General features: G+C 70.0%; 22 protein-coding genes and 1 tRNA gene. 12 read left to right on the top strand and 11 right to left on the bottom strand.

Annotated features, from left to right (window positions below):
• Positions 1-109 precede the first annotated feature (109 nt).
• Positions 110-1,018, top strand: coding sequence for an Hsp33 family molecular chaperone (locus tag V6S85_RS19555; protein ID WP_116567548.1), 909 nt, complete (start codon positions 110-112; stop codon positions 1,016-1,018).
• A 175-nt stretch (positions 1,019-1,193) separates the two neighbouring features.
• Here the strand turns inward: V6S85_RS19555 and V6S85_RS19560 are convergent, their stop codons facing one another.
• From V6S85_RS19560 to metZ, 4 genes are all read right to left on the bottom strand, one after another.
• Entirely contained in the window at positions 1,194-1,481 is a 288-nt protein-coding gene (locus V6S85_RS19560; protein ID WP_334349973.1) for a hypothetical protein, read from the bottom strand.
• Between the two features lie 94 nt (positions 1,482-1,575).
• Positions 1,576-2,214: a hypothetical protein gene (locus V6S85_RS19565; RefSeq protein WP_334349974.1), complete on the bottom strand. Its 639-nt coding sequence runs from the start codon at positions 2,212-2,214 to the stop codon at positions 1,576-1,578.
• Between the two features lie 76 nt (positions 2,215-2,290).
• Positions 2,291-2,755, bottom strand: a complete 465-nt coding sequence (gene apaG / locus V6S85_RS19570) for a Co2+/Mg2+ efflux protein ApaG (RefSeq protein ID WP_116488666.1) — start codon at positions 2,753-2,755, stop codon at positions 2,291-2,293.
• Positions 2,736-3,920 carry an O-succinylhomoserine sulfhydrylase gene (metZ, locus tag V6S85_RS19575; protein ID WP_334349975.1) on the bottom strand — a complete coding sequence of 395 codons (1,185 nt, stop codon included), beginning with the start codon at positions 3,918-3,920 and terminating at the stop codon, positions 2,736-2,738. Before metZ ends, apaG begins: the two co-directional genes overlap by 20 nt.
• Positions 3,921-4,150: 230 nt before the next feature.
• Between metZ and V6S85_RS19580 the strand changes: the two genes are divergently transcribed.
• From V6S85_RS19580 to V6S85_RS19620, 9 genes are all read left to right on the top strand, one after another.
• The gene (locus tag V6S85_RS19580; protein WP_334349976.1) at positions 4,151-5,437 is read left to right on the top strand and encodes a glycosyltransferase; all 1,287 of its coding nucleotides are present in this window, start codon (positions 4,151-4,153) and stop codon (positions 5,435-5,437) included.
• Positions 5,438-5,510: 73 nt separating this feature from the next.
• The gene (locus V6S85_RS19585) at positions 5,511-6,539 is read left to right on the top strand and encodes a 2'-deoxycytidine 5'-triphosphate deaminase (protein ID WP_101716502.1); all 1,029 of its coding nucleotides are present in this window, start codon (positions 5,511-5,513) and stop codon (positions 6,537-6,539) included.
• A 76-nt stretch (positions 6,540-6,615) separates the two neighbouring features.
• Positions 6,616-7,491: a TraB/GumN family protein gene (locus V6S85_RS19590; protein WP_334349977.1), complete on the top strand. Its 876-nt coding sequence runs from the start codon at positions 6,616-6,618 to the stop codon at positions 7,489-7,491.
• 27 nt (positions 7,492-7,518) lie between these two features.
• Positions 7,519-8,403: a kinase gene (locus tag V6S85_RS19595; protein ID WP_334349978.1), complete on the top strand. Its 885-nt coding sequence runs from the start codon at positions 7,519-7,521 to the stop codon at positions 8,401-8,403.
• A gap of 170 nt (positions 8,404-8,573) precedes the next feature.
• Positions 8,574-8,840 carry a hypothetical protein gene (locus V6S85_RS19600; protein ID WP_116488661.1) on the top strand — a complete coding sequence of 89 codons (267 nt, stop codon included), beginning with the start codon at positions 8,574-8,576 and terminating at the stop codon, positions 8,838-8,840.
• A gap of 82 nt (positions 8,841-8,922) precedes the next feature.
• Positions 8,923-9,375 carry a hypothetical protein gene (locus tag V6S85_RS19605; protein ID WP_334349979.1) on the top strand — a complete coding sequence of 151 codons (453 nt, stop codon included), beginning with the start codon at positions 8,923-8,925 and terminating at the stop codon, positions 9,373-9,375.
• Positions 9,376-9,382: 7 nt separating this feature from the next.
• Entirely contained in the window at positions 9,383-9,577 is a 195-nt protein-coding gene (locus V6S85_RS19610) for a helix-turn-helix transcriptional regulator (RefSeq protein ID WP_334349980.1), read from the top strand.
• A 1-nt stretch (position 9,578) separates the two neighbouring features.
• Complete coding sequence (locus V6S85_RS19615; protein WP_116567528.1) at positions 9,579-10,253, top strand: hypothetical protein; 675 nt, start codon at positions 9,579-9,581, stop codon at positions 10,251-10,253.
• A 47-nt stretch (positions 10,254-10,300) separates the two neighbouring features.
• Positions 10,301-11,191 (top strand): TraB/GumN family protein, encoded by an 891-nt coding sequence (locus V6S85_RS19620; protein WP_334349981.1) that lies wholly within the window; start codon positions 10,301-10,303, stop codon positions 11,189-11,191.
• A gap of 7 nt (positions 11,192-11,198) precedes the next feature.
• Here the strand turns inward: V6S85_RS19620 and V6S85_RS19625 are convergent, their stop codons facing one another.
• From V6S85_RS19625 to V6S85_RS19650, 6 genes are all read right to left on the bottom strand, one after another.
• Positions 11,199-11,792 (bottom strand): HD domain-containing protein, encoded by a 594-nt coding sequence (locus V6S85_RS19625; RefSeq protein ID WP_116567524.1) that lies wholly within the window; start codon positions 11,790-11,792, stop codon positions 11,199-11,201.
• A gap of 171 nt (positions 11,793-11,963) precedes the next feature.
• Positions 11,964-12,038 (bottom strand) — tRNA-Gly (locus tag V6S85_RS19630).
• A 136-nt stretch (positions 12,039-12,174) separates the two neighbouring features.
• Positions 12,175-13,671 (bottom strand): PepSY-associated TM helix domain-containing protein, encoded by a 1,497-nt coding sequence (locus V6S85_RS19635; protein ID WP_334349982.1) that lies wholly within the window; start codon positions 13,669-13,671, stop codon positions 12,175-12,177.
• On the bottom strand, positions 13,671-14,234 hold the full coding sequence (locus tag V6S85_RS19640; protein ID WP_116567520.1) for a hypothetical protein: 564 nt from the start codon (positions 14,232-14,234) through the stop codon (positions 13,671-13,673). Before V6S85_RS19640 ends, V6S85_RS19635 begins: the two co-directional genes overlap by 1 nt.
• Positions 14,231-16,546, bottom strand: a complete 2,316-nt coding sequence (locus V6S85_RS19645; protein WP_334349983.1) for a TonB-dependent receptor — start codon at positions 16,544-16,546, stop codon at positions 14,231-14,233. Before V6S85_RS19645 ends, V6S85_RS19640 begins: the two co-directional genes overlap by 4 nt.
• A 116-nt stretch (positions 16,547-16,662) precedes the next feature.
• Positions 16,663-17,409: a helix-turn-helix transcriptional regulator gene (locus V6S85_RS19650; RefSeq protein WP_334349984.1), complete on the bottom strand. Its 747-nt coding sequence runs from the start codon at positions 17,407-17,409 to the stop codon at positions 16,663-16,665.
• Positions 17,410-17,504: 95 nt separating this feature from the next.
• On the opposite strand from V6S85_RS19650, the gene V6S85_RS19655 reads away from it, so the two are divergent.
• Together V6S85_RS19655 and V6S85_RS19660 are read left to right on the top strand one after the other, a co-directional pair.
• Complete coding sequence (locus V6S85_RS19655) at positions 17,505-18,242, top strand: glutathione S-transferase family protein (RefSeq protein ID WP_334349985.1); 738 nt, start codon at positions 17,505-17,507, stop codon at positions 18,240-18,242.
• An 84-nt stretch (positions 18,243-18,326) separates the two neighbouring features.
• The gene (locus V6S85_RS19660; protein WP_334349986.1) at positions 18,327-19,052 is read left to right on the top strand and encodes an energy transducer TonB; all 726 of its coding nucleotides are present in this window, start codon (positions 18,327-18,329) and stop codon (positions 19,050-19,052) included.
• 286 nt (positions 19,053-19,338) lie between these two features.
• Here V6S85_RS19660 and V6S85_RS19665 read toward each other — a convergent pair whose 3' ends face one another.
• On the bottom strand, positions 19,339-20,418 hold the full coding sequence (locus V6S85_RS19665) for a cytochrome c peroxidase (protein ID WP_116567510.1): 1,080 nt from the start codon (positions 20,416-20,418) through the stop codon (positions 19,339-19,341).
• Positions 20,419-20,421: the final 3 nt, after the last annotated feature.

Raw genomic sequence — 20,421 nt, forward strand, 5'->3', positions numbered from 1 at the left:
CCCCCTCCGGCCCTCCGGGCCACCTCCCCCTTCGGGGGGAGGATCTCAGTGCGGCGGCCCCTAACGGGGGAGGTTGGATTTTCCCACAAACCCCCTATCTAACCGCCCCATGACCGACGCCGCCCCCCCGATCCTGTCCGACGACCTCGTTTCCGCCTTCCAGATCGAAGGCCTGCCCGTGCGCGGCCGCGTGGTGCGGCTGGGCGAGGCGGTCAACGAGGTGCTGACCCGCCATTCCTATCCCGAGCCCGTGGCCAACCTGCTGGGCGAGGCCTGCGCGCTGGCCGCCCTGGTCGGCTCGAGCCTGAAGTTCGAGGGCCGCCTGATCGTGCAGGCCCAGGGCGACGGCCCGGTGCGCTACGTGGTCGTCGACTACGACACCACCGGCGGCCTGCGCGGCTATTGCCGGTTCGACCCCGACGAGGTGGCGGCCGTCTCGGAAGGCTTCGCGCGTCCCGGCGCCAAGACCCTGCTGGGCGGCGGCGTGTTCATCATGACCCTCGACCAGGGCCAGGACATGGAGCGCTACCAGGGCGTCACCGCCATCGAGGGCGAGAGCCTGGCCCTGTGCGCCGAGCAGTACTTCATGCAGTCGGAACAGATCCCGACCCGCGTGCGCCTGGCCGTCGGCCAGGTCGACACCGGCGAGGGCCTGTCCTGGCGCGCCGGCGGAATCCTGATCCAGACCATCGCCGGCGACGAGACGCGCGGCGAGACCAAGGAAGCCTGGAACCACGCCCAGGCGCTGTTCGAGACCACGGGCGAGGACGAGTTGATCGACCCCACCGTGCCGACCACCACCCTGCTGTGGCGCCTGTTCAACGAGGACGGCGTGCGCCTGATCGACGAGAAGCCGCTGCGCGCCTTCTGCCGCTGCTCGGAAGAGCGGATCGGCGTGGTGCTGCAATCCTTCTCGCCCGAGGAGAAGGCCGAGATGATCGAGCCCGACGGCAAAATCCACGTGACCTGCGAATACTGCTCGCGGGTCTACGCCCTCGAGCCGAACGGCGAGGCGTAAAGTTCCTCCCCCGCTTGCGGGGGAGGGGGACCGCGAAGCGGTGGAGGGGGCGAGACTGGGCTCAGTGGCGGCCGTCGCCCCCTCCGTCACGGCGCGTATCCGCAGCGCGCCACCTCCCCCGTTTCACGGGGGAGGAGTAGGGAGCTGTCGCGAAGCGACTGAGGGGGTCTTTCCCTCAGTGCCGCCCCTCGGGCCGCCGGATGACGTACTCGTGCGTCAGGTCCAGATCCAGCCGCACCGAGCCGGCCGGCGGGCCGTCGCTGTCGAGGTGCGGCCGCTCGCCCAGCACCAAGTAGGCCTGGGCGCTGGGTTCGAGATTGTTGAAGCTGATCTTTGACGAGCCGCCCGGCGGGATCGACCGCGCCAGGCTCACCGGCTTGGTCGGCGCCTTCTGAAACACCACGACCGTCGAGTTCTGGACGTCGTCGCTCTGGTTGATGAGGGTGAGCTCGTAGTCGGCCACGCCGCAACCTCCCTATGTGTTCGCGGTCTGACGCCGCTGAGGGAAGTAAACGCGTAACATTGTTACTTGGCAACGGCGCCGTTCGGCGAAGCCGTCAGCTGTAGGTGACCGAGAAGGTTCCGTTCGCCTGCTGGATGACGGTGGCGGTGGTCTGGGGCCTTCCGGTGAAGTCGATCTCGGCGCTGGCGGTGAGCTGGGCCGCGTCGATCACCTCGCCCGGCGCATAGGCCCCCTCGGCCACATAGTAGGTGTGGATCGGCCTGATGTTGCTGATCGTGTTCGGCAGGGCGGGGAAGGTCGTCGTGGGCACGGGGATCGGAGTGCCGGCGATGCGGGCCATGCCCAGCACGTAGCCGTTGGCCGGCGTGAAGTCCGAGCCCGTGACGATCGCGAACGACCCCGGCTGGGCCGTGCCCGGACTGGTGAGCGTGGTGAAGCCGGTCGGCGAGCCGCCGCTGAACGCGACAGTGTCCTGGGTCTGGGTGCTGACCTGCATGACGCCGCCGCTGAGCATCTGGCCGCCCACCGGCGGATGGCTCCAGTAGGCGTAGACGGTCTCGTCGAAGGTGATGCGGTCGAAGCCGCCGTTGGTGACGCCGGCGAAGGTCGCCCAGGCGTTGGTGTAGACCTGGGGCGAGCCCCCGTTGGCGGTGAGTTCCGGCTGCCGCAGGAAGAGCACATAGCTCTTGGCGGCCTGGGACTGGTTCCAGATCTGGATGGTGTAGGGCGTCATCGCTCGGTTCCCCCGCAGGTTCGCGAACGATGACGTATTATCTCAAGGTTGCGTTTTCGGAAACGCGACCCTGCCGTCAGTTCACCCGGCGCGAGGCGCCGGGCAGGTGCAGCGAGAACTCGGGGATCTGCGCGTCGAACGCCTCGCCGGCCTCGGTGACCATCTGGTAGCGGCCGACCATGGTGCCCGAGGCCGTCGGCAGCGGGCAGTTGGAGACATAGCGGAAGGCCTCGCGCGGCTTCAGTTCCGGCTGCTCGCCGACCACGCCCGAGCCCTCGACCTCGTTGCTGCGGTTCATCGCGTCGGTGACCTTCCACCAGCGCGCGACCAGATGCACGGTCTCGACGCCGTGGTTCTCGATCTCGACGGTGTAGGCCCAGAGGTACAGGCCCTGCTCGGGCGAGGATTCCTCGGCCAGGTAGCAGGGCGCGACCCGCACGACGATGTCGCGCGTGCGGGCCTCATAGATGCCGGTGTCGGGGCCGCGGCGCCGACGGATCCGCTTCAGCGGCGGGCTGGACTCACGCCTGGTCGAGCGCACGGGTCACGTCTCGCGTCAGGTCGGACAGGCTTTCCAGGCCCACGGACAGGCGCACGCCGCCCTCGGTGACGCCCAGCAGCGGGCGCATCTCTTCCGGAACGGAGCGATGGGTCGTGGTCGGCGGGTGGGTGGCCATCGACTTGGCGTCGCCCAGGTTGTTGGAGATGTCGACGATCTCCAGCGCGTTCAGGAACTTGAACGCGGCCTCGCGGGAGCCGAGGTCCAGCGCGATCACGGTGCCGGCGCCGGTCATCTGCTTCTTGGCGACGTCGTAGCCCGGGTGGTCGGTGCGGAACGGATAGAGCACCCGCGTCACCTTCTTGTGCTCGGCCATGACGTCGGCCAGGGCCGCGGCGGTGTCGGCCTGGCGGCGCACGCGCAGGTCCAGGGTCTCGAGGCCCTTGAGCATCACCCAGGCGTTGAACGGCGACAGCGACGGGCCGGTGTGGCGCATGCTGTCGCGGTAGAATTCCTCGTTGATCGCCTCGGTGGTCAGGATCGCCCCGCCCAGCACCCGGCCCTGGCCGTCGATGTGCTTGGTGGCCGAATAGACGACGACGTCGGCGCCCAGTTCCAGCGGCTGCTGGAAGATCGGCGTGGCGAACACGTTGTCGACGATGACCTTGGCGCCGACGGCGTGGGCCAGCTTCGACACCGCGGCGATGTCGGTGATCTCCAGCACCGGGTTCGAGGGCGTCTCGATCAGAACGGCCTTGGTGTTGGGCTTGATCGCCGCTTCCCAGGCCGAGAGGTCGGTGGCGTCGACGAAGGTGGTCTCGACGCCGAAGCGCGGCAGCCACTCGGCGATCAGCCAGCGGCACGAGCCGAACAGGGCGTTGCCGGCCACCACGTGGTCGCCCGCGCGCACCAGGCCCATCAGCGCCGAATGGACGGCGGCCATGCCCGTGGCGGTGGCGCGGCAGATCTCGGCGCCTTCCAGCAGGGCCAGGCGGTCCTCGAACATCTTCACGGTCGGATTGTTGAACCGCGAATAGACGAAGCCCGGGTCCTCGCCCGAGAAGCGTCGGTCGGCGCCCTCGGCGCTGTCGTAGGTGAAGCCCTGGGTCAGGTAGAGCGCCTCGGCGGTCTCCATGAACGGCGAACGGGCCAGCCCCCCACGGATCAGCTTGGTGGCGACGTCCCAGTTCTTCGGATCTTCGGACACGGCGTACTCCCGACGACGAAAAGGCCCGCGCCGGCAACTTACCGCCGACGCAATCGCGGTGGGTATAGGCGATCTTTCACTGCTTCGTCACGGTCCGAGCGCGTCGGGCGAGCGCCGGGGCGGCAAAGGTCGCCTGGCGGGGGTGACGGGCCTTGCCTCGGCGCGCCGGTTGCGGTTCCCATCCGGCGGTGCGGCGCGCGGGGGCGAGGATGGCGGCGGGGCGACGGATCGTGCTGGCGACGACGGGCTCGCTAGGCGACCTGCATCCGTTCCTGGCCCTGGCGCTCGCCCTGAAAGGTCTTGGCCATACGCCTCTGCTGGCCACCCACGAGGACCATCGCGCCAAGGTCGAGGCCGAGGGCCTGGCTTTCGCCCCGCTGCGGCCCAGCACCCGGCAGATCCAGGAGCGCCTGGGTCTCGATATAGCCGACGTGTTCGAGCGGATGAGCCGCGACCCCGATTTCCTGCTGCGCGACCTGCAGATGCCCTTCCTGTCGGAGACCTACGAGGATGTCCGCGCGGCGGCGCTGGGGGCCGACATGGTGGTGGCGCACAACATCGTCTTCGGCGCGGCGCCGGCGGCCCGGGCGCTCGGCTTGCCGCTGGTTCGCGTGGCCCTGGCTCCGATCTTCATGCAGTCGGCGACCGATCCGTCCGAGACCGGGCCGGCGCCCTATGTCTTCACGCCGCGCTCGGCCGCGGCGATCGGATGGAACCGGTTCGTCCGCGCACTGGTGCGCGGGCGTATCGCCGCCTCGCTGAAGCCCCTGCGGGATCTGGGCCGCAGGCTCGGCGTCGCCCATGCCGGCGCCGACGCCATGTTCGATTGCGGCCACGGCGACGGCGCGCCGGTGCTCGGCCTCTACTCGCCTGTCTTCGGGCCCGTGCAGCCCGACCACCCGCCCGGCCTGACCCTCGTCGGCTTTCCGTCCTACGACAGCGAGGCCGGGGGGCGGCCCGCGCTGGATCCCGCGCTGGCGACCTTTCTCGACGCGGGACCGGCGCCCATCGTGTTTTCGCTGGGCAGTTTCGCGGTGCACGCGCCGGGCGACTTCTATCGCGCCAGCCTCGAGGCGGCGCGGGTGCTCGGTCGCCGGGCGCTGCTGCTGGCCGGCGCCGAGGAGGCCGAGCGGTTGGCGGGTGCGGGAACGGGGGGAGGCGACGTGTTCGTCGGTTCCTACGCTCCCCATTCGCTGGTCTTCCCCCGCGCCGCGGCCATCGTCCATCACGGCGGGATCGGCACGACCGCCCAGGCCCTGCGGTCGGGACGCCCCCAACTGGTGACGCCGTTCCTGGGCGACCAGCACGACAACGCCCGGCGAGTGAGGCGGCTGGGCGTTGGCCGCAGGCTTCGGCCCAAGCGTTACGAGCGCGGCGGCGCGGCCGCGGCGCTGAGGGCCGTGCTGGAGGATCCGGCCTACGCCGCCGCCGCGCGGGGCCTAGCGCCGGTCTTTCGGGGCGAGGACGGGGCCATGGCCGGCGCGCTGCATCTCGACGAACTGCTCCGCCAGGGCTGACGGCCTCCAGATTCTCGCGACGGCTCCGATACCGCCCTTGCCTCGCGGCGGCGCTTTAGAGAGTGTGCGGCCGATGACCGACGCCCACGCCGCAGGGATTCTGCCCTGCCAGACCATCGAGTCCCTGATCGCCCAGGAGGCGATCACCTCGCAGACCCCGTTCGACCGCGACCAGGTCCAGCCGGCCAGCCTCGACCTGCGCCTGGGCGTGCGCTGCTGGCGCGTGCGCGCCTCGTTCCTGCCGGGCGTCTCGCGCCGCGTGCCTGACCGCCTCAAGGACGTGGCCATGCACGAGCTGGACCTGTCGAAGGGCGCGGTGCTGGAGAAGGGCTGCGTCTACATCGCCGAGATCCAGGAACGCCTGGCCCTGCCGGCCAATGTCGCCGCGCGCGGCAATCCCAAGAGCTCCACGGGCCGGGTCGATGTCTTCGTCCGCCTGCTGAGCGACCACTCCAAGGCCTTCGACGACATCGAGGCCGGCTATGAGGGTCCGCTCTATATCGAGATCGCGCCGCAGACCTTCTCTGTGCTGGTCCGCGCCGGCACTCGCCTGAACCAGCTGCGCCTCAAGCGCGGCGACCCGGTCAAGCTGGCCATCCGCAGCGTCGGCGTCGACCTGACGCCGGGCGACACGGGCATCGTCGGCTTCCGCGGCCGTCGCCACGCCGGCGTCGTCGACCTCGACCACGAGGACGGCCACGACCCGCGCGACTTCTGGGAGCCTCTGGAAACCCGCCACGGCGAACTGCTGCTCGATCCGGGCGAGTTCTACATCCTGGCTTCCAAGGACGACGTCGAGATCCCGGTCATGGAAGCGGCCGAGATGACCCCGATCGATCCGTCGGTCGGCGAGTTCCGCGTCCACTACGCTGGCTTCTTCGATCCGGGCTTCGGCACGGAAGAAGCCGGCGCCGTCGGCTCCAAGGGCGTGCTCGAGGTGCGCAGCCACGAGACGCCGTTCCTGCTGGAGGACGGCCAGACCGTCGCCCGCCTGGTCTACGAGCCCCTGACCGAGCGGCCCGCGCGCCTCTATGGCGAAGGCGGTTCGCACTACCAGCGCCAGGGCCTGAAGCTTTCGAAGCACTTCAAGGCGTGGCGTTAGGCCGCGGCGGCCGGCGCTCGCCTGGTTAACCCGCTCCAGCCTAGCGTGGACCCCGAGTTTGTGTCGGGGACGGCGTATGGTTCTGGCTTGGGTTAGGGGCGCGGCGGCGGCCATCGTCGCGCTGGCGGGTCTGTCGGGCGTCGCCCGCGCGGCCCCGGCCATGTGGGAGGTCAGCGACGGCGACTCCCGCATCTACCTGTTCGGCTCGATGCACGTGCTGTCGCCGGACGTGCGCTGGCGCACCCCGGCCTTCGACCGCGCCTATGCCCGCGCCGACAAGCTGTGGTTCGAGACCCGCGTCGACGCCGATCCCGTCGCCGTGAAGGCGCTGGTCGACCGCTACGGCGTCGATCTCGACCGCTCCCTGACCGAGAAGCTGCCGCCGCGCACCGTGGCCAGCCTGCGCGCGGCGCTCGACAGCCGCGGCGCCAGCCTCGACCGCGTCGACCGCCTGCGCCCCTGGGCGGCGGCGATGATGCTGTCGGTGCTGCCGATGGCCGAGGCCGGCGGCTCGGTGGAGGACGGCGCCGACGCCACCGTCACCCGCCAGGCCGTGCGGGCCGAAAAGCCGGTCCTGGCCTTCGAGAGCTTTGAGCAGCAGCTGCGGCTGTTCGCCGACCTGCCCGAGACGGTCGAGGTGCAGTATCTGGACGACGTCGCCGCCGAGCAGGTCGCGCCGCCGCGCCGGGGCGTCGACTTGCAGCAGGCCTGGCTAAGGGGCGATGTCGACCGCCTGGGCGCGGTTCTGGTCGAGGGCATGCGTCGCGACCGGCCGCAGCTCTACGAAGCCCTGCTCAAGCGCCGTAACCTGGCCTGGGCGCAGGTGCTGGACCGCGAGATGGCCGGCTCCGGCGTCGAGCTGGTCACGGTCGGCGCGCTGCACATGGCCGGACCCGACGGCCTGCCGGCCCTGATGAAGGCCCGCGGCTATCGCGTGCGGCGGGTGCAGTAGCCGCGCGAACCGGTGCATGGTCGGGCCATGAACGCGCCCGACCCCGCCTGGCTGCCCGACTTCATGCGCGACGAGCGCCTGGACGCCGGTTTCGTCGAGACCTTCCACATCCTGCACCGACCCCTGGCCGGGCGGCTGGTCGCGGCGGCCCGCGCCCATGGCCGGCCGGGCTTCGTCGCCGGCCTGTCGGGACCGCAGGGGGCGGGCAAGTCGACCCTGGTGGCGGCGGTCGCCCGGCTGCTGCAGGGCGAGGGGCTGAAGGTGGCCGTCCTGTCGCTGGACGACCTCTACCTCACCCGGGCGCAGCGCCAGGCACTGGCCCGCGACATCCATCCGCTGCTGGCCACGCGCGGACCGCCGGGCACGCACGACGTCGCCCTTGGCCTGTCGGTGCTCAACGATCTGGCGGGGCAGGGGGCGATCGCCCTGCCGCGCTTCGACAAGGCCGCCGACGATCGCGCCCCGCGCGACGCCTGGCCGGTGTTCGACGGTCCGGCCGACGTGGTGCTGCTGGAGGGCTGGTGCCTGGGCGCGCGGCCGCAGGGGAGCGAGGCCCTGGCAAGCCCTGTCAACGCCCTGGAGCGCGACGAAGACCCGGACGGCGCCTGGCGCGGCTTCGTCGACGCGGCCCTGGCGGGTCCTTATCGCGATCTCTTCGGCCGCATCGACTGGCTGGCGGTGCTGACCGCGCCTGACTTCGCCACGGTGCGCGCCTGGCGTCGGCAGCAGGAGGCCAAGCTGCAAGCGCGGCTGGCGGCGCGGGGCGAGCGCGGCGGCCTGGATCCTGTGGCGCTGGAGCGGTTCCTGGATCACTACGAACGCCTGACCGCGTGGTGCGCCAAGGACCTGCCGGAACGGGCCGACCTGCACGTGGCGCTGGACGCGAGGCGGCGACCGCTTACCCCGTCCTGAGTCGCGCAAAGCGCAAGTCGCTGAACATGTTCAAGCTGTCGCGCGGCATGGCGTCGCACTACATGTGGTGTTAGCTGCGTTAACCGTCACCAAGGGCTAGTGTCGTGTTGTTGCGATTACACGCAGATTCGTTCCTCGGATCCGCGCCGCGTCGACGGGAGCCTTGCGTCATGAACCGCCTCTTCTCCGGTCCGTTCTCGACCCACAGCCAGCGCGTGGCCGCCTGGGAGCGCGCCGAGCGCATCCCCGGCTGCGACAAGGCGGTGTGGCGCCTCGACGCCGACGGACGGGTGATCCGCTGGGACGACTACGGCGACCGCTTCTCGCAATATGGCTGGCTGATCCACGCCGATCCCAAGGCCCACTGGCTGGCCAAGGCCCTGGGCGTCGCCGCCCCGGCGCCGCTGCACTGGCGCAGCGGCCGCATCGCGGCTTAAGCGAGAATTCTGTCTAGGGTCCTTGACACGACTCTGCGTCTTGATGTCAATGTTCCTTGTCATTTTGACGAGGGGACTTGGCATGGCCGGACAGGGAGTGGCGCGACGACGCTTGTTGGTGACCTTCGCGGCCTCGTTCGGGGCGGCCCTGGTCCTGGGCTTCGTGGCCGCCATTGTCGCCGAGTTGGGCAAGCTGAAGCCTGAACTGACCGTCTATGCGTTCATCGCCATCGCGCTGTCGGTCGTCGCGGTCATGGCCCTGATGCTCTGGCTCACCGCGCGCTGGTGGCGCGCCGCCGACGAAGCCGCGCGCGAGGCCCATAAATGGTCGTGGTACTGGGGCGGCTCGACCGGCCTGGCCCTGGGCGGCGTGCCGTTCATCCTGCTCTACACCATGCCCGAGACCGTCGAGGCCATGCTGCCGGCGGACCTGACCACGGCCCAGGCGGTGGTGCTGGGCATGGGACTTCTCGGCGGCCTGCAACTGGCCGGCTACGGCCTGTTCTGGGCCGGCTGGTGGCTGGCGCGGCGCTGAGGCCAGGATGAAGAACCGCCTCAAGGTGCTGCGCGCCGAACGCGACTGGAGCCAGGCCGACCTGGCCCAGCGGCTCGACGTCTCGCGCCAGACCATCAACGCGCTGGAGACCGGCAAATACGATCCCAGCCTGCCGCTGGCCTTCAAGATCGCCCACCTGTTCGGCCAGCCCATCGAAGCCATTTTCCAGGACGAGGACTGAGATGAGCGTCGCTTCCAACGCCCAGAAGCTGTCGCCCCGGGCGCGCCGGGCGCTGATCCTGATGGCCGTCGGCGCGCCGGTCGGCTTCTTCGCCGGCCGGACCCTGATGTGGCTGAAGCGCCAGGGCTACTGGCATGGCCTGGAGTTCTCGACCAGCGACGTCGTCTCGCTGGGCCTGGCGGCCTTCCTGGCGGCGGTGGGTCTGGTGACCATGGCCGTCAGCCTCAGCCGCAAGGCGCTGGGCCGGCGGATCAACGGCGACGAGGCCGCGCGGGCCGCCACGCCCGCCCAGGCCGGCTTCTACGCCGGGCAGGGCGGGGTGCTGGTGCTGGCCGCCGGCATGCTGGCCGCCCCGCCGCTGGCCGGCGCCCTGTTCGTGCCGCTGTCGCCGCTGCTGGCCTCGGCGGTGATGACCGGGCTGATCGCGCTCTTTCTGGTGCAGACCGCCGGCAACATCTCCCTTTGGGTGCGCAGCGACGAGCTGATGCGCCGGACCATGGCCGAGACGGCCGCCGTCTCCTACGTCCTGCTGCAGGGGCTGCTGTTCCTGTGGGCCGCCGGCGAGAAGCTTTCCCTGCTGCCGCCGCTGACGCTGTGGGACGCGGTCAACGTCAACATGATCGCCTATCTGCTGATCTCGATGATCGTGGCCTGGCGACGGGGCTTCGTCGACTAGCCGCCCGCCCAACCTTTTCCGAACCGATTTCACCCGAGAGGATCTGCATGCTTCGTTCGTCCGTCAAAGCCGCCCGCCGCGTCGTCGTCGGCCTGGTTTCCGTCCTCGCCCTGGGCGCGGCCACGCCGTCCCTGGCCGATCCGGCGCTGTGGAAGATCCAGGACCACGACTCGACCATCTATCTCTTCGGCACCGTCCACGTGCTGCGGCCCGAGACCCAGTGGCGCTCGCCCAAGCTGGACGCGGCCCTGAAGTCGACCGACGAACTGGTGCTGGAAGTGATCGGGGCCGACGACATGGCCGTCATGCAGCCGCTGGTCATGAAGTACGGCATCGACCAGGCCACGCCGCTGTCGAAGAAGCTGTCGCCCGCCGACTGGGAGAAGACCAAGACCTACGGCCAGGAGATGGGCATGCCGGCGGCGGCGCTCGACGCCTTCCGTCCGTGGATGGCGGCCATCACCCTGGCCATGGCGCCGATGGTCAAGGCCGGCTTCGATCCCAAGAAGGGCGTCGAGCAGGTGCTGACGACGGAACTGAAGGCCGACGGCAAGGGCCTGGCCTCGCTGGAGACGGCCGAGCAGCAGATCCGCTTCTTCGCCGACATGCCGCAGGCCGACGAGGTGTCGCTGCTTCAGGCCACCCTGGAAGAGGTCGATGAAGGCCCCGCCAAGCTCGACAAGCTGGTCAAGGCCTGGTCCGAAGGCGACGTGAAGTCTCTCGAAAGCGAGTTCGTTACCGAGATGCGCACCAAGTACAAGCCGCTCTACCACACCCTGATCGTCGCCCGGAACACCGCCTGGGCCGATGAGCTGAAGACCAAGCTGGACGGCAAGGGCGTCAGCTTCGTCGCCGTCGGCGCGGGCCACCTCGTCGGTCCCGACAGCGTCCAGACGCTGCTGGGCAAGCGCGGGATCAAGGTCGAGCGCGTCCAGTAGGACGCGCTCAGCCCCCAGCGGCCCGCAGGTAGATCGATCGCTTCGGCGTGCTCATCACGCGCCGGAGCATCGGCTCGAAGGCTTCCAGCGGCAGGGTCTCGTAGGCCGGATCGAAGGCCGGCTGGTCGTACTGGTGGCAGAACTTGGCCGTGCGCTCGAAATGCGGATGGCCCCTGAAGGCCTCGCGCATGTCGCGGTCCAGGCCCAGGTGATGGAAGAAGTAGTAGCCCTGGAAGATCGCGTGGTTGGCCACCATCCAGTGGTTGGCCTCCGACACGAAGGGCTGGACGATGGCGGCGGCGATGTCGGCGTGGTTGCGCGGGCCCAGGATGTCGCCGATGTCGTGGAGCAGGGCGCAGACGACATATTCCTCGTCCTCGCCGGCCAGGTGGGCCCGGGTGGCGGTCTGCAAGCTGTGCTCCAGCCGGTCCACGGCGAAGCCCCCGCAGTCGCCTTGCAGCAGTTGCAGATGCTTGATGAGGCGATCGGGCAGTTCGCGCCCGTACTCGCCGGCCGCCTGGGCGATGATGCCCCAGTCCTCGGCCGTGCCCTCGGTCATGGCGTGGAAGCGCGCGCGTGGATGATCCTCGCCGTCGGCCATCGCGTTCTCCTCCCGAACGTCTGTTTGAGAGTGAGGCTGCGCCGGTGAGGAGCGCACGTCAATGTCGCGAGAACAGCGGTTAGGGGAACGAAGCCGGATCGCCGGCTCCCAAAATTCTCCCAAAATCGTCCCACGAGGGACAGGAAGAACCGGCTAAGTTATTGAAAGATTTGGAGCGGGCGGGGGGAATCGAACCCCCGACATTCAGCTTGGGAAGCTGACGTTCTACCTCTGAACTACGCCCGCACGGGTCGCGAGCGACCGTGGAGGTCGTGCTTAGCCGGTCTTGCCGCGTCGCTCAAGCGTTGAAGGACAGGCTTTCACAGCCAACGAAAAAGGCCCGCCGTCGCCGGCGGGCCTTCGTTGTTCTGGGCTAGTGTGATCAGGCCTCGGTCGGCGTCTTGGTCAGCTTGACCGACGCCGCCAGGAGCACGGCGCCCAGCACCAGGGACGCGTCCATGATCCAGGCGACCGGATCGACCGAACGGCCGGTGTTGAGGCCAAGATGCACCAGAGCCACCAGGACCAGGCTGACGGCCGAGGCCAGGCGCAGGCGGATCGAGATCACCTGCGGGGTCCACAGGAAGGCGCTGGCGCTGGCCAGCAGGGTGACGCCGCCCCACACCGCCACCGGCGGCGCGCCAGGCGCCAGCAGGGCGACCATGGCCGCGACGCCGTAGGCCAGCGGCTGGCTCCAGCAGAAGGCGACCCACACCCGCTCCCAGCGCGGGGCCGGACGGCCCTTGTCGCGCCGGCGGGCCAGCCAGATGGCGACGCCGCTGGCGGTCACCGCCGTCAGGCCCAGGCCCAGCAGGAAGTAGGCGACCTTGACCGGCCAGCCGCCGAACCAGCCGAAATGCAGCGGGGTCAGGCTGGCGTAGATGGCCATGCCGACATTGCCGCTCTCGAAGCCGGCCTCGCCCAGCACCCTGGCGTTGCCGTCGACGATGAACATCTCGCCGCGCGACAGCTTGCCGGGCGTGACGCGGTTGATGCTCATGTGCTGGCCGGTTTCGCCCGGATGTTCGACGAAGATGTAGTTGAAGCCGGCTTCGGGATGTTTCGCCTGAAGGACTGAAAGGCCTTTGGCCACGTCGACCACCGGGGCCGGGCGCGGGTCGTCGGCCACGGCCGGGCCGCTGAACAGGGCGAAGACCTTTTCGCGATTGCCGTCGAACACCACCATGGCCAGCACGCCGACGATCAGGACCGACAGGCCCAGGAACGCGCCGGTCAGCGACACCACCACGTGGAAGGGCAGGCCCCACACCGAGATGCGGTTGTGCAGGTCGGCCTCCTGCAGGCGCTTGGAGCCGCCCCAGCGGAACGCGAAGGCGTCCTTGAACACGCGCGGATGCGACAGCACGCCCGAGACCAGCGACGACAGCAAGGCAACGCCCGTCAGGCCGACCAGGAAGAAGCCCCAGCTGCCCGGCAGGTGCAGGGCGGTGTGAAGCTTGGCCTGGAACGCGCTGAACGGCGTGCGCTGCTCGGCGACGATCTTTCCAGAAGCGTCGGCGAACCAGGTGTGCTCGCCGCCCTTGGCGTCGTCGCCGTGCACCGACAGGCGCGGCACGGCGGGCTCGGGCATGCGGATGAAGAGGTCGTGGGCCTTGGGGTTCTTGGCCAGCACCTCGTCGAAGGCCGCGCCGACGGCGGCGGGCGTGACGCTGTGAAGCACCGGAGCGGTCGGCTGCTCCCAGCGATTGAACTCGTTGGTGAACACCGCCACCGCGCCCGAGAAGCAGACGAGGTAGATCAGGGCGGCGAACGCCAGGCCCAGCGCCGAGTGGCCGGCCAGCATGGCGCGCACGAAGGGCGCGGGGATCCTCGGCCAGATCGGCTTGCCGGCGGTCTTCTTTTGTTGCGGGGCGTGCATCAGAGGGAGCCCTTCAGGAACACGGCGCCGAAGCCGGCGACGGTGACGCCGACCAGCACGGCCAGGGCGCGCAGGATCTTGTCGTCCGACAGGGTCCAGGCCATGCCGCCGGCCCACAGGAACGGCACCAGCATGCCGCCGATGATCAGGCGGGTCTTGACCTCGGCCGGAAAGCAGACGGCCACGGCCAGGCCCACGGCCATGGCCGCGGCTCCGCCGAGAGGGCCGGCCAGGAAGCCGCGCAGCCAGCCGCGCCAGGCCACGCGCCGGCGGTCCGACGGCTCCAGGGCCAGTTCGCGCGGCGCCTTGCGCCTGGCCTCGCGCAGTTCGACCCCGGCGGCGACGAGGGCCAGGGCGACGGTGGAGGCCAGGGCGAGCACGATCGACGGGCCGCGCGCCGCGCCCAGGAACGGCACGGAGACCGCGATGGCCAGCGCCAGCAGCGCCCAGCCGCCGACGATCAGCCAGGGGCGCCGCGCGTCGGCATGGGTCCAGGCGCGCCGCAGCAGCAGCGCGCCCCCGAGGGCCAGCGGGGCGAGGGCTAATCCGCCGAGCCCGATCACCAGCGCGCCTCCAGGCTGACGCCCAGCACGCGCGGCTCGCCCAGCAGGGCCACGCCCGCGTCAGGACGGGTGTACTGGCTGTACGTCTCGTTCAGCAGGTTCTTCCCGAACACATAGGCCCCCCAGCGGTCGCTCTCGTAGCCGAAGCGGCCGTTGACCAGGGTGCGGGCGTCGGCGATGCGGCCGTCCTGCCCCTGGGCGCCGCCGGCCTCGGTGAACGCCTTCGAACGGTAGTTGGCGTTCAGATTGGCGACCAGCCCGTTGTTCCAGCGGTAGTCGCCGCCCACCGAGAAGGTCCAGTGCGGGGCGTAGGGGAACTCCGAACCCGACAGGTTGCGGTTGTCGGCGCCGATCTGGACGTTGAATTCGTCGAACTCGGTCTTGGTGTGGCCCAGCGAAGCGTACCAGCCGGCGTTCGCCGACAGCCGCTGGGCCAGCTCGACCTCGAAGCCGTACAGGTGCGAGCTGCCGGCGTTCTCGACCTGGTAGTCGTACTGGTTCAGCCCCAGGTTCAGCGACACCTGCTGGTCGGTCCAGTCGACATAGTAGGCGTTGGCGTTGGCCGTCAGGCCCCATTGCGGCCAGTAGGTGCGCAGCGAGAGCTCGTAGTTCCAGGTGTATTCGGGATCATAGGGCACCACGGTGGCGCGGGCGGTGTTGATCGCCGTGCCGCCCGAGCGGTAGCCGCGCTGCACCACGAAGCTGGTCGAGATGTCGTCGGTCCAGGCGTACTTGGCGCCCAGCTTGGGCAGGAAGGCCTCGAACTCGCGCGTCGTCTCGGGCGAGGGCGCGCCGGCCTGGGCGACCATCGAGCCGACGAACTGGTTCACCAGCACCACGAACGGCGCGAAGGCGGTGGGGAAGTTGGCGGGGTTGGGATAGGTCCCGGCGAACACCGCGGTCTGGTTGGAGCTCTGGGTGTTCTTCTCGCGGTCGTAGCGGAAGCCGGCCAGCACGCTGAGCCTGGGCGTCACCTCGAAGCTGCCGTCGGCGAAGAGGGCGGTGGTCTCCACCAGTTCGGGCGCATTGGAGCTGTAGTCCACCGGAATGACCGGCAGCTGGGCGATGTAGGCGTTGGCGAACTGGTTGGCCGTCGCCCCGGCGACGCTCTGGGAATAGCCCATGCCCACCAGGGTCGAGGTCAGCACGCTGATCAGGGTGGCGCGCGGGAACTCCACATTGGTCAGGCTGGCCGACTTGCGCTCGGCGTCGCGGGTGGCGTGATAGAGGCCGACGACGCCCTTCAGCCGCTCGCCCTCATAGTTCAGGCGCACCTCCTGGCTGGCCGTCTCGATCATCTCGTCCTGGCCGCCGTACGACAGCCGCAGCGGGCCGAGGTCAGCGTCGTAGCGCTGGACGAGGTCGACCTGGCTCCACGAGGCCACGCCCGACAGGGTGAAGCGCTGGCCGATCTTCTGCTCCAGCTCCAGGGTGGCGATGTCGGTGGTGATGTCGCTGGTGTTGGGGTCGTTGGTCGTGGTGACGCGGTGGTCGTAGTGGTCCGGCGTGTCGGTGCGGCTGTAGGTGTAGAGATAGCCCGACTTGCGCTCGTTGTGGCTCATGGTGGCGATGGCCTTGAAGCCTTCGGCCGCCGCCGGGGTCAGCAGCAGCTTGCCCCGGATCATGCGGGTGTCCAGCGCGTCGTCGTCGACCTTGCGCGTGGTGTTGTAGATGAAGCCGTCGCTCTTGCGGTCCTCGAAGGCCAGGCGGAAGGCCAGCTGGTCCTCGACGATCGGGCCGCCGCCGGCCAGGGCGATCGAGCGGTCGTCGCCGCTGGCCGCCATGCCGCGCACCTTGAAGCTCCAGTCGAAGGTCGGGTCGGTGGTGCGCACGATCACCGCGCCGGCCAGGGCGTTGCGGCCCTGCAGGGTCGATTGCGGACCCCGGAAGATCTCGACCTGGCCCACGTCCCACATGTCCAGCGGGCCGCCGTACATGGCGCGTTCGGGAATGGCCGCGCCGTCGACATAGACGGTGGCCAGGCCCCCGGTGCCGCCGCCCGAGACGTTGTTGTTGGCGATCCCGCGGATGGTGAAGCCGCTCTTGCCGTAGGTCTCGCTCATGTTCGCGGTCTTGGCGACCAGGTCGTAGAAGTCGCGGATCTGCTCGCGCTCGATGGTGCGGGCGGTGGTCACGGCCACGCTGGTGACGGTGTCCTGGATGCTGCGGCTGGCCTTCTCGCCGGTGACGATCACCTGGTCGACCTGCGTCGGCGCCTCGGGCGCCGTGGCGTCCGGGGCCTCGGCCCACGCCGCGCCGGCCAGCGCCGCCCAAACGCCGACGGCGCTCGCCATCATCAACCGCGACTTCATGCATTCCCCCGTTATTTAAGAACGGGTCGCAGCTAACGGCGGTTTAATTGCGAGTCAAACGCAAACTCATTCGCAATTGTGGCCGTGGAGCGGTGATCTGCTATGGCGCGCCGGCATCATGAGCCCGAGGGCAGGGCGGGCGGAGCGCCCCCGGCGGCCTTGGCCGCGTCGTAGGCGGCCCATTCCTCGTCCATCTGCCGCTGCCAGCGGGCGCGCAGCACGGCGGGGCGCTGGCCGTGGCGGTCGTCGAGGAACTCGGCGGCCACCACCCGGTCGGTGCGGAAGTTGCGGAAGTCGTCGCGCAGCTCGCACCAGGCGATCAGCATGCGCGTGGTGGCCATGTAGCCGACGGTCACCGGCCAGACGACGCGCTGGCTGACCGCGCCCTTCTCGTCGCGATAGTCCAGCCGGATCTTGCGGCCGGCGTGAATCCAGGCCCGCGTCTGGGCCATGTCGATGTTGTCGGGCGCGGGGTTCCATGGCGCGGGGGCGCGGGTGGCCGGCTCCAGCACGTAGGGCCGCAGGTTGTCGGGCACGGCGGCGGCGATCTTTGCAATAAGGTCGCGGGCGGCGGTGGCCAGGGCGGGATCCCCGCGGCCGGCCACCCATTGGGCGCCCAACACGGCGGCTTCGATCTCGTCCGGCGTCAGCATCAGGGGCGGCATGTCGTATCCGGCCTCCAGCACGTAGCCGACGCCCGCCTCGCCGCGGATGGGCGCCCTCTGACCGACCAGTGCGGCGATGTCGCGATAGACGCTGCGCTTGGAGGTCTCCAGTTCGACCGCGATGGCGTCGGCGGTGACCGGCGCGCGGCTGCGGCGAAGGATCTGGATGATCTGGAATAGGCGTTCAGCGCGTCTCATGGGTCTCACTGTGCCGGATCGTTGCTGACAGCATGCTGGCAGCAGGGTGGCGGCAGTCTCTCCTCATCGCAATACCGCACGAGAGGGACCTCGAGATGATCACGCTCTACGCCGCCGGCCCGGCCTACGGTCTCCCCGAAGGCAGCCCCTATGTCACCAAGACCGAGATCCACCTGATGATGGCGGGCCTGGACTACCAGAAGGTCCCGGCCCACCCGGAGACCTCGCCCAAGGGCCAGCTGCCCTGGATCGACGACGACGGCGTCAAGGTCGCCGACTCCACCTTCATCCGCGCCTATGTCGAGCGCAGCTACGGGGTGGATCTCGACGCGGGCCTTACCCGCGCCGAGCGCGCCCAGGCCTGGACGATCGAGCGGATGGTCGAGAACCAGCTGGGCTGGGCCAACTGCTATTTCCGCTTCTTCGACTTCGACAATTTCGAGAAGGGGCCGGCCCGCTGGTTCGACGGCGCGCCCGAAGCCATGCGCCAGGATCTGAAGGCGGGGCTGCTCGACACCGTCGAGACCAACCTGAAGGCCATCGGGATCGGCCGCCATTCGCCCGACGAGATCGTCGAGCTGGCGTCATGGTCGCTGACCGCGCTCTCGGAACTGCTGGGCGACAAGGCCTTCATGATGGGCGAGCGGCCGACCAGCGTCGACGCCATCGTCTTTTCCATGCTGGCCCAGATCCTGACGCCGTTCTTCGACTCGCCGATCCGTCGCCGGGCCGAGAGCTTCTGCAATCTCGTGGCCTATGCCGAGCGGATGCTGGCGACCTTCTACCCGGCCTTCGCGCCGGAGGTCTGCTCGGAGACCCTGAAGGCGGCCTGACCAGGTAGCCCTCCGGGCGTTGTATCAAGGCCGTCCATCCTGTAGATGCGACGCATTCTTATGAGTGTCGCGGAATCCATAGGCGTGAGGCGGCCCCGCTCGGGCCGGAGGGGCGGGGACAAGGTCCTCGCCGCCGGCGTGTCGGTCGGGCTGCATGCGGCCGTCATCGTCGGGCTGGTCGGCTTCGTTCGCGCCATGCCGGGCCTTTCCGAGCCGCCGGCCATGGAGGCGGCGCTGTTCGAGGCCATGACCCCGAGCCCTCGGCCCTCGCCGTCCCAGGCGTCGAGCGAGCGGCGGGAGCAGGCCGTGCCCCGTGAAGCCCGCATGGCCTCGCCGATCCGGCCGCGCCCGGTTCCCGTTCCCGCGCCCGACCCTCTGGTCGCCGCGCCGCAGGTCGCGCCCCAGCCGGTCGAGACCCGCTCGACTTCGACCGCGACGCCGGTGGCGGTCGCCGCTTCGGCCGCCTCGGCGCCGGCCGGCGGCGGCGCGCCGGTGCAGGTGCGCGGCGAGGCCGCCAAGACCCACGATCCCTACGCGGCCCAGGTGCTGTCGTGGATCGAGGCCCGCAAGGTGATGCCCGAGGGCCTCAAGCGCCGCCGCACCCAGGGCGTCGTCGTCGTGGCCTTCACCCTCGACCGCTTCGGCCGGATGTCGCGGGCGGTGATCGTCGAGAGCAGCGGCGACCGCGCGCTCGACGCCGCGGCCATGGATCTTCTGTCCGCCGCCGCCCCGTTCCCCAAGGCTCCCCGCGACTCCGACTGGAACCGCCGCCGCTTCGAGACCCCGATCTCGTACGCGGTGAAGGGCTAGGGCCAAAGGCCTTCCCGTTGGCGGACGAGGAAGGGTTGGGATGGGGTGACGCCGCGCTTCCGCCTGCGCCGCCGTCGCAAGCATGCCCTCACCCCGTAAAATCCCCGCGAACGCGGGGACCCAGATGTTTTACGCTTCTCCCTGCCCGCCAACACGACCGTGCGCGAAAGGTCTGAGCAGGCTGAACCCTGGATCCTGGGCAAAAGGCCCAGGAAGGCGCCCATGAGGAACCTCCCCCTCTGGGGGAGGCGGCCCGGAGGGCCGGAGGGGGTCGCGCGAAGCGCGCCTACAGCGTCTCCAGGAACGCCACCAACGCCGCCTTCTCCTCGCGGCTCAGGCCCAGCGGCTTCAGCAGCGGGGTCGTGGTCGGGAACAGGCGGTCGGCGGCCTGTTCGGGCTTGGGGCGGGGGCGGGCGCCACCCTCGTTGTAGAAGTTCACCGTGCCTTCCAGCGTGGGGAAAATGCCGTTGTGCATGTAGGGGCCGGTCTTGGAGATCCCGCGCAGCGAGGGCGTCAGGAACGCGCCGACATCGGCCGGGTCGCCGCTGACCTCGTAGCGGCCCAGGTCCTGCAGCTTGCGGCCGTAGAAGCTGAGGCCGATGTTGTGGAACTTGCCGTCCGACAGCAGCGGGCCGTTGTGGCAGTTGACGCAGCCGGCCTTGCCCTGGAACAGCTCCAGCCCCTGCAACTCCTGGTCGGTCAGCACCCGGCCGCCCAGCGACAGCACGCGGTCCCACTTGCTGCTGCGCGGCTTGAGGGTGCGCTGGTAGGCGGCCAGGGCCCTGGCGGCGTCCTGCATCGTCGGCCGCCGGGTCCCGAACACGGCCTGGAAGTCCTTGCGATAGTCGGGATCGGCGGCCAGGCGCCGTTCGATCTCGCGCGGGTCGCCGGCCATCTCCTTGTGGTCGACGACGGGACCCAGGGCCTGGGTCTCCAGGCTGCCGGCGCGGCCGTCCCAGAACAGCGGCGTGCGCCAGGCCACGACGCTGAGGGTCGGGGCGTTGCGGCGGCCGCGCTGGCGGTCGTGGCCGAACGAGGTCTTCACCCCGTCGCCGAAGGCCAGTTCTGGGTTGTGGCACGAGGCGCAGGCGATCTGGCCCGAGCCCGACAGCTTGGGATCGTCGAACAGCTTGCGGCCCAGGGCGACCTTCTCCGGCGTCTGCGGATTGTCGGCCGGGACGGCGGGGGCGGGCAGGGCGCCGAAGGGCGTGAAGCTGGCCCCCGGCAGCAGGGTTGGGGCGGGCCAGGTCTCAGGCTTGCCCGCGAAGGCGGCGCGGCGAAGCGCCGTCGGGTCGGGCGCCGGCGCCAGCCCGATAAGGGCCGCCGCCGTTCCCAGCAGAAGAAGGAGATTCGCCGCGCGCTTCATGAG

Origin of the sequence: Caulobacter sp. CCNWLW153, assembly GCF_036889365.1 — a bacterium.
In the GTDB taxonomy this organism is placed as follows: domain Bacteria; phylum Pseudomonadota; class Alphaproteobacteria; order Caulobacterales; family Caulobacteraceae; genus Caulobacter; species Caulobacter radicis.

Bases quoted from the DNA above. Each gene is read 5' to 3' on its own strand.
- V6S85_RS19555 (WP_116567548.1), top strand. From the start codon at position 110: ATGACCGACGCCGCCCCCCCGATCCTGTCCGACGACCTCGTTTCCGCC.
- V6S85_RS19565 (WP_334349974.1), bottom strand. From the start codon at position 2,214: ATGACGCCCTACACCATCCAGATCTGGAACCAGTCCCAGGCCGCCAAG.
- V6S85_RS19585 (WP_101716502.1), top strand. From the start codon at position 5,511: ATGACCGACGCCCACGCCGCAGGGATTCTGCCCTGCCAGACCATCGAG.
- V6S85_RS19590 (WP_334349977.1), top strand. From the start codon at position 6,616: ATGGTTCTGGCTTGGGTTAGGGGCGCGGCGGCGGCCATCGTCGCGCTG.
- V6S85_RS19595 (WP_334349978.1), top strand. From the start codon at position 7,519: ATGAACGCGCCCGACCCCGCCTGGCTGCCCGACTTCATGCGCGACGAG.
- V6S85_RS19600 (WP_116488661.1), top strand. From the start codon at position 8,574: ATGAACCGCCTCTTCTCCGGTCCGTTCTCGACCCACAGCCAGCGCGTG.
- V6S85_RS19605 (WP_334349979.1), top strand. From the start codon at position 8,923: ATGGCCGGACAGGGAGTGGCGCGACGACGCTTGTTGGTGACCTTCGCG.
- V6S85_RS19610 (WP_334349980.1), top strand. From the start codon at position 9,383: ATGAAGAACCGCCTCAAGGTGCTGCGCGCCGAACGCGACTGGAGCCAG.
- V6S85_RS19615 (WP_116567528.1), top strand. From the start codon at position 9,579: ATGAGCGTCGCTTCCAACGCCCAGAAGCTGTCGCCCCGGGCGCGCCGG.
- V6S85_RS19620 (WP_334349981.1), top strand. From the start codon at position 10,301: ATGCTTCGTTCGTCCGTCAAAGCCGCCCGCCGCGTCGTCGTCGGCCTG.
- V6S85_RS19625 (WP_116567524.1), bottom strand. From the start codon at position 11,792: ATGGCCGACGGCGAGGATCATCCACGCGCGCGCTTCCACGCCATGACC.
- V6S85_RS19635 (WP_334349982.1), bottom strand. From the start codon at position 13,671: ATGCACGCCCCGCAACAAAAGAAGACCGCCGGCAAGCCGATCTGGCCG.
- V6S85_RS19645 (WP_334349983.1), bottom strand. From the start codon at position 16,546: ATGAAGTCGCGGTTGATGATGGCGAGCGCCGTCGGCGTTTGGGCGGCG.
- V6S85_RS19650 (WP_334349984.1), bottom strand. From the start codon at position 17,409: ATGAGACGCGCTGAACGCCTATTCCAGATCATCCAGATCCTTCGCCGC.
- V6S85_RS19655 (WP_334349985.1), top strand. From the start codon at position 17,505: ATGATCACGCTCTACGCCGCCGGCCCGGCCTACGGTCTCCCCGAAGGC.
- V6S85_RS19665 (WP_116567510.1), bottom strand. From the start codon at position 20,418: ATGAAGCGCGCGGCGAATCTCCTTCTTCTGCTGGGAACGGCGGCGGCC.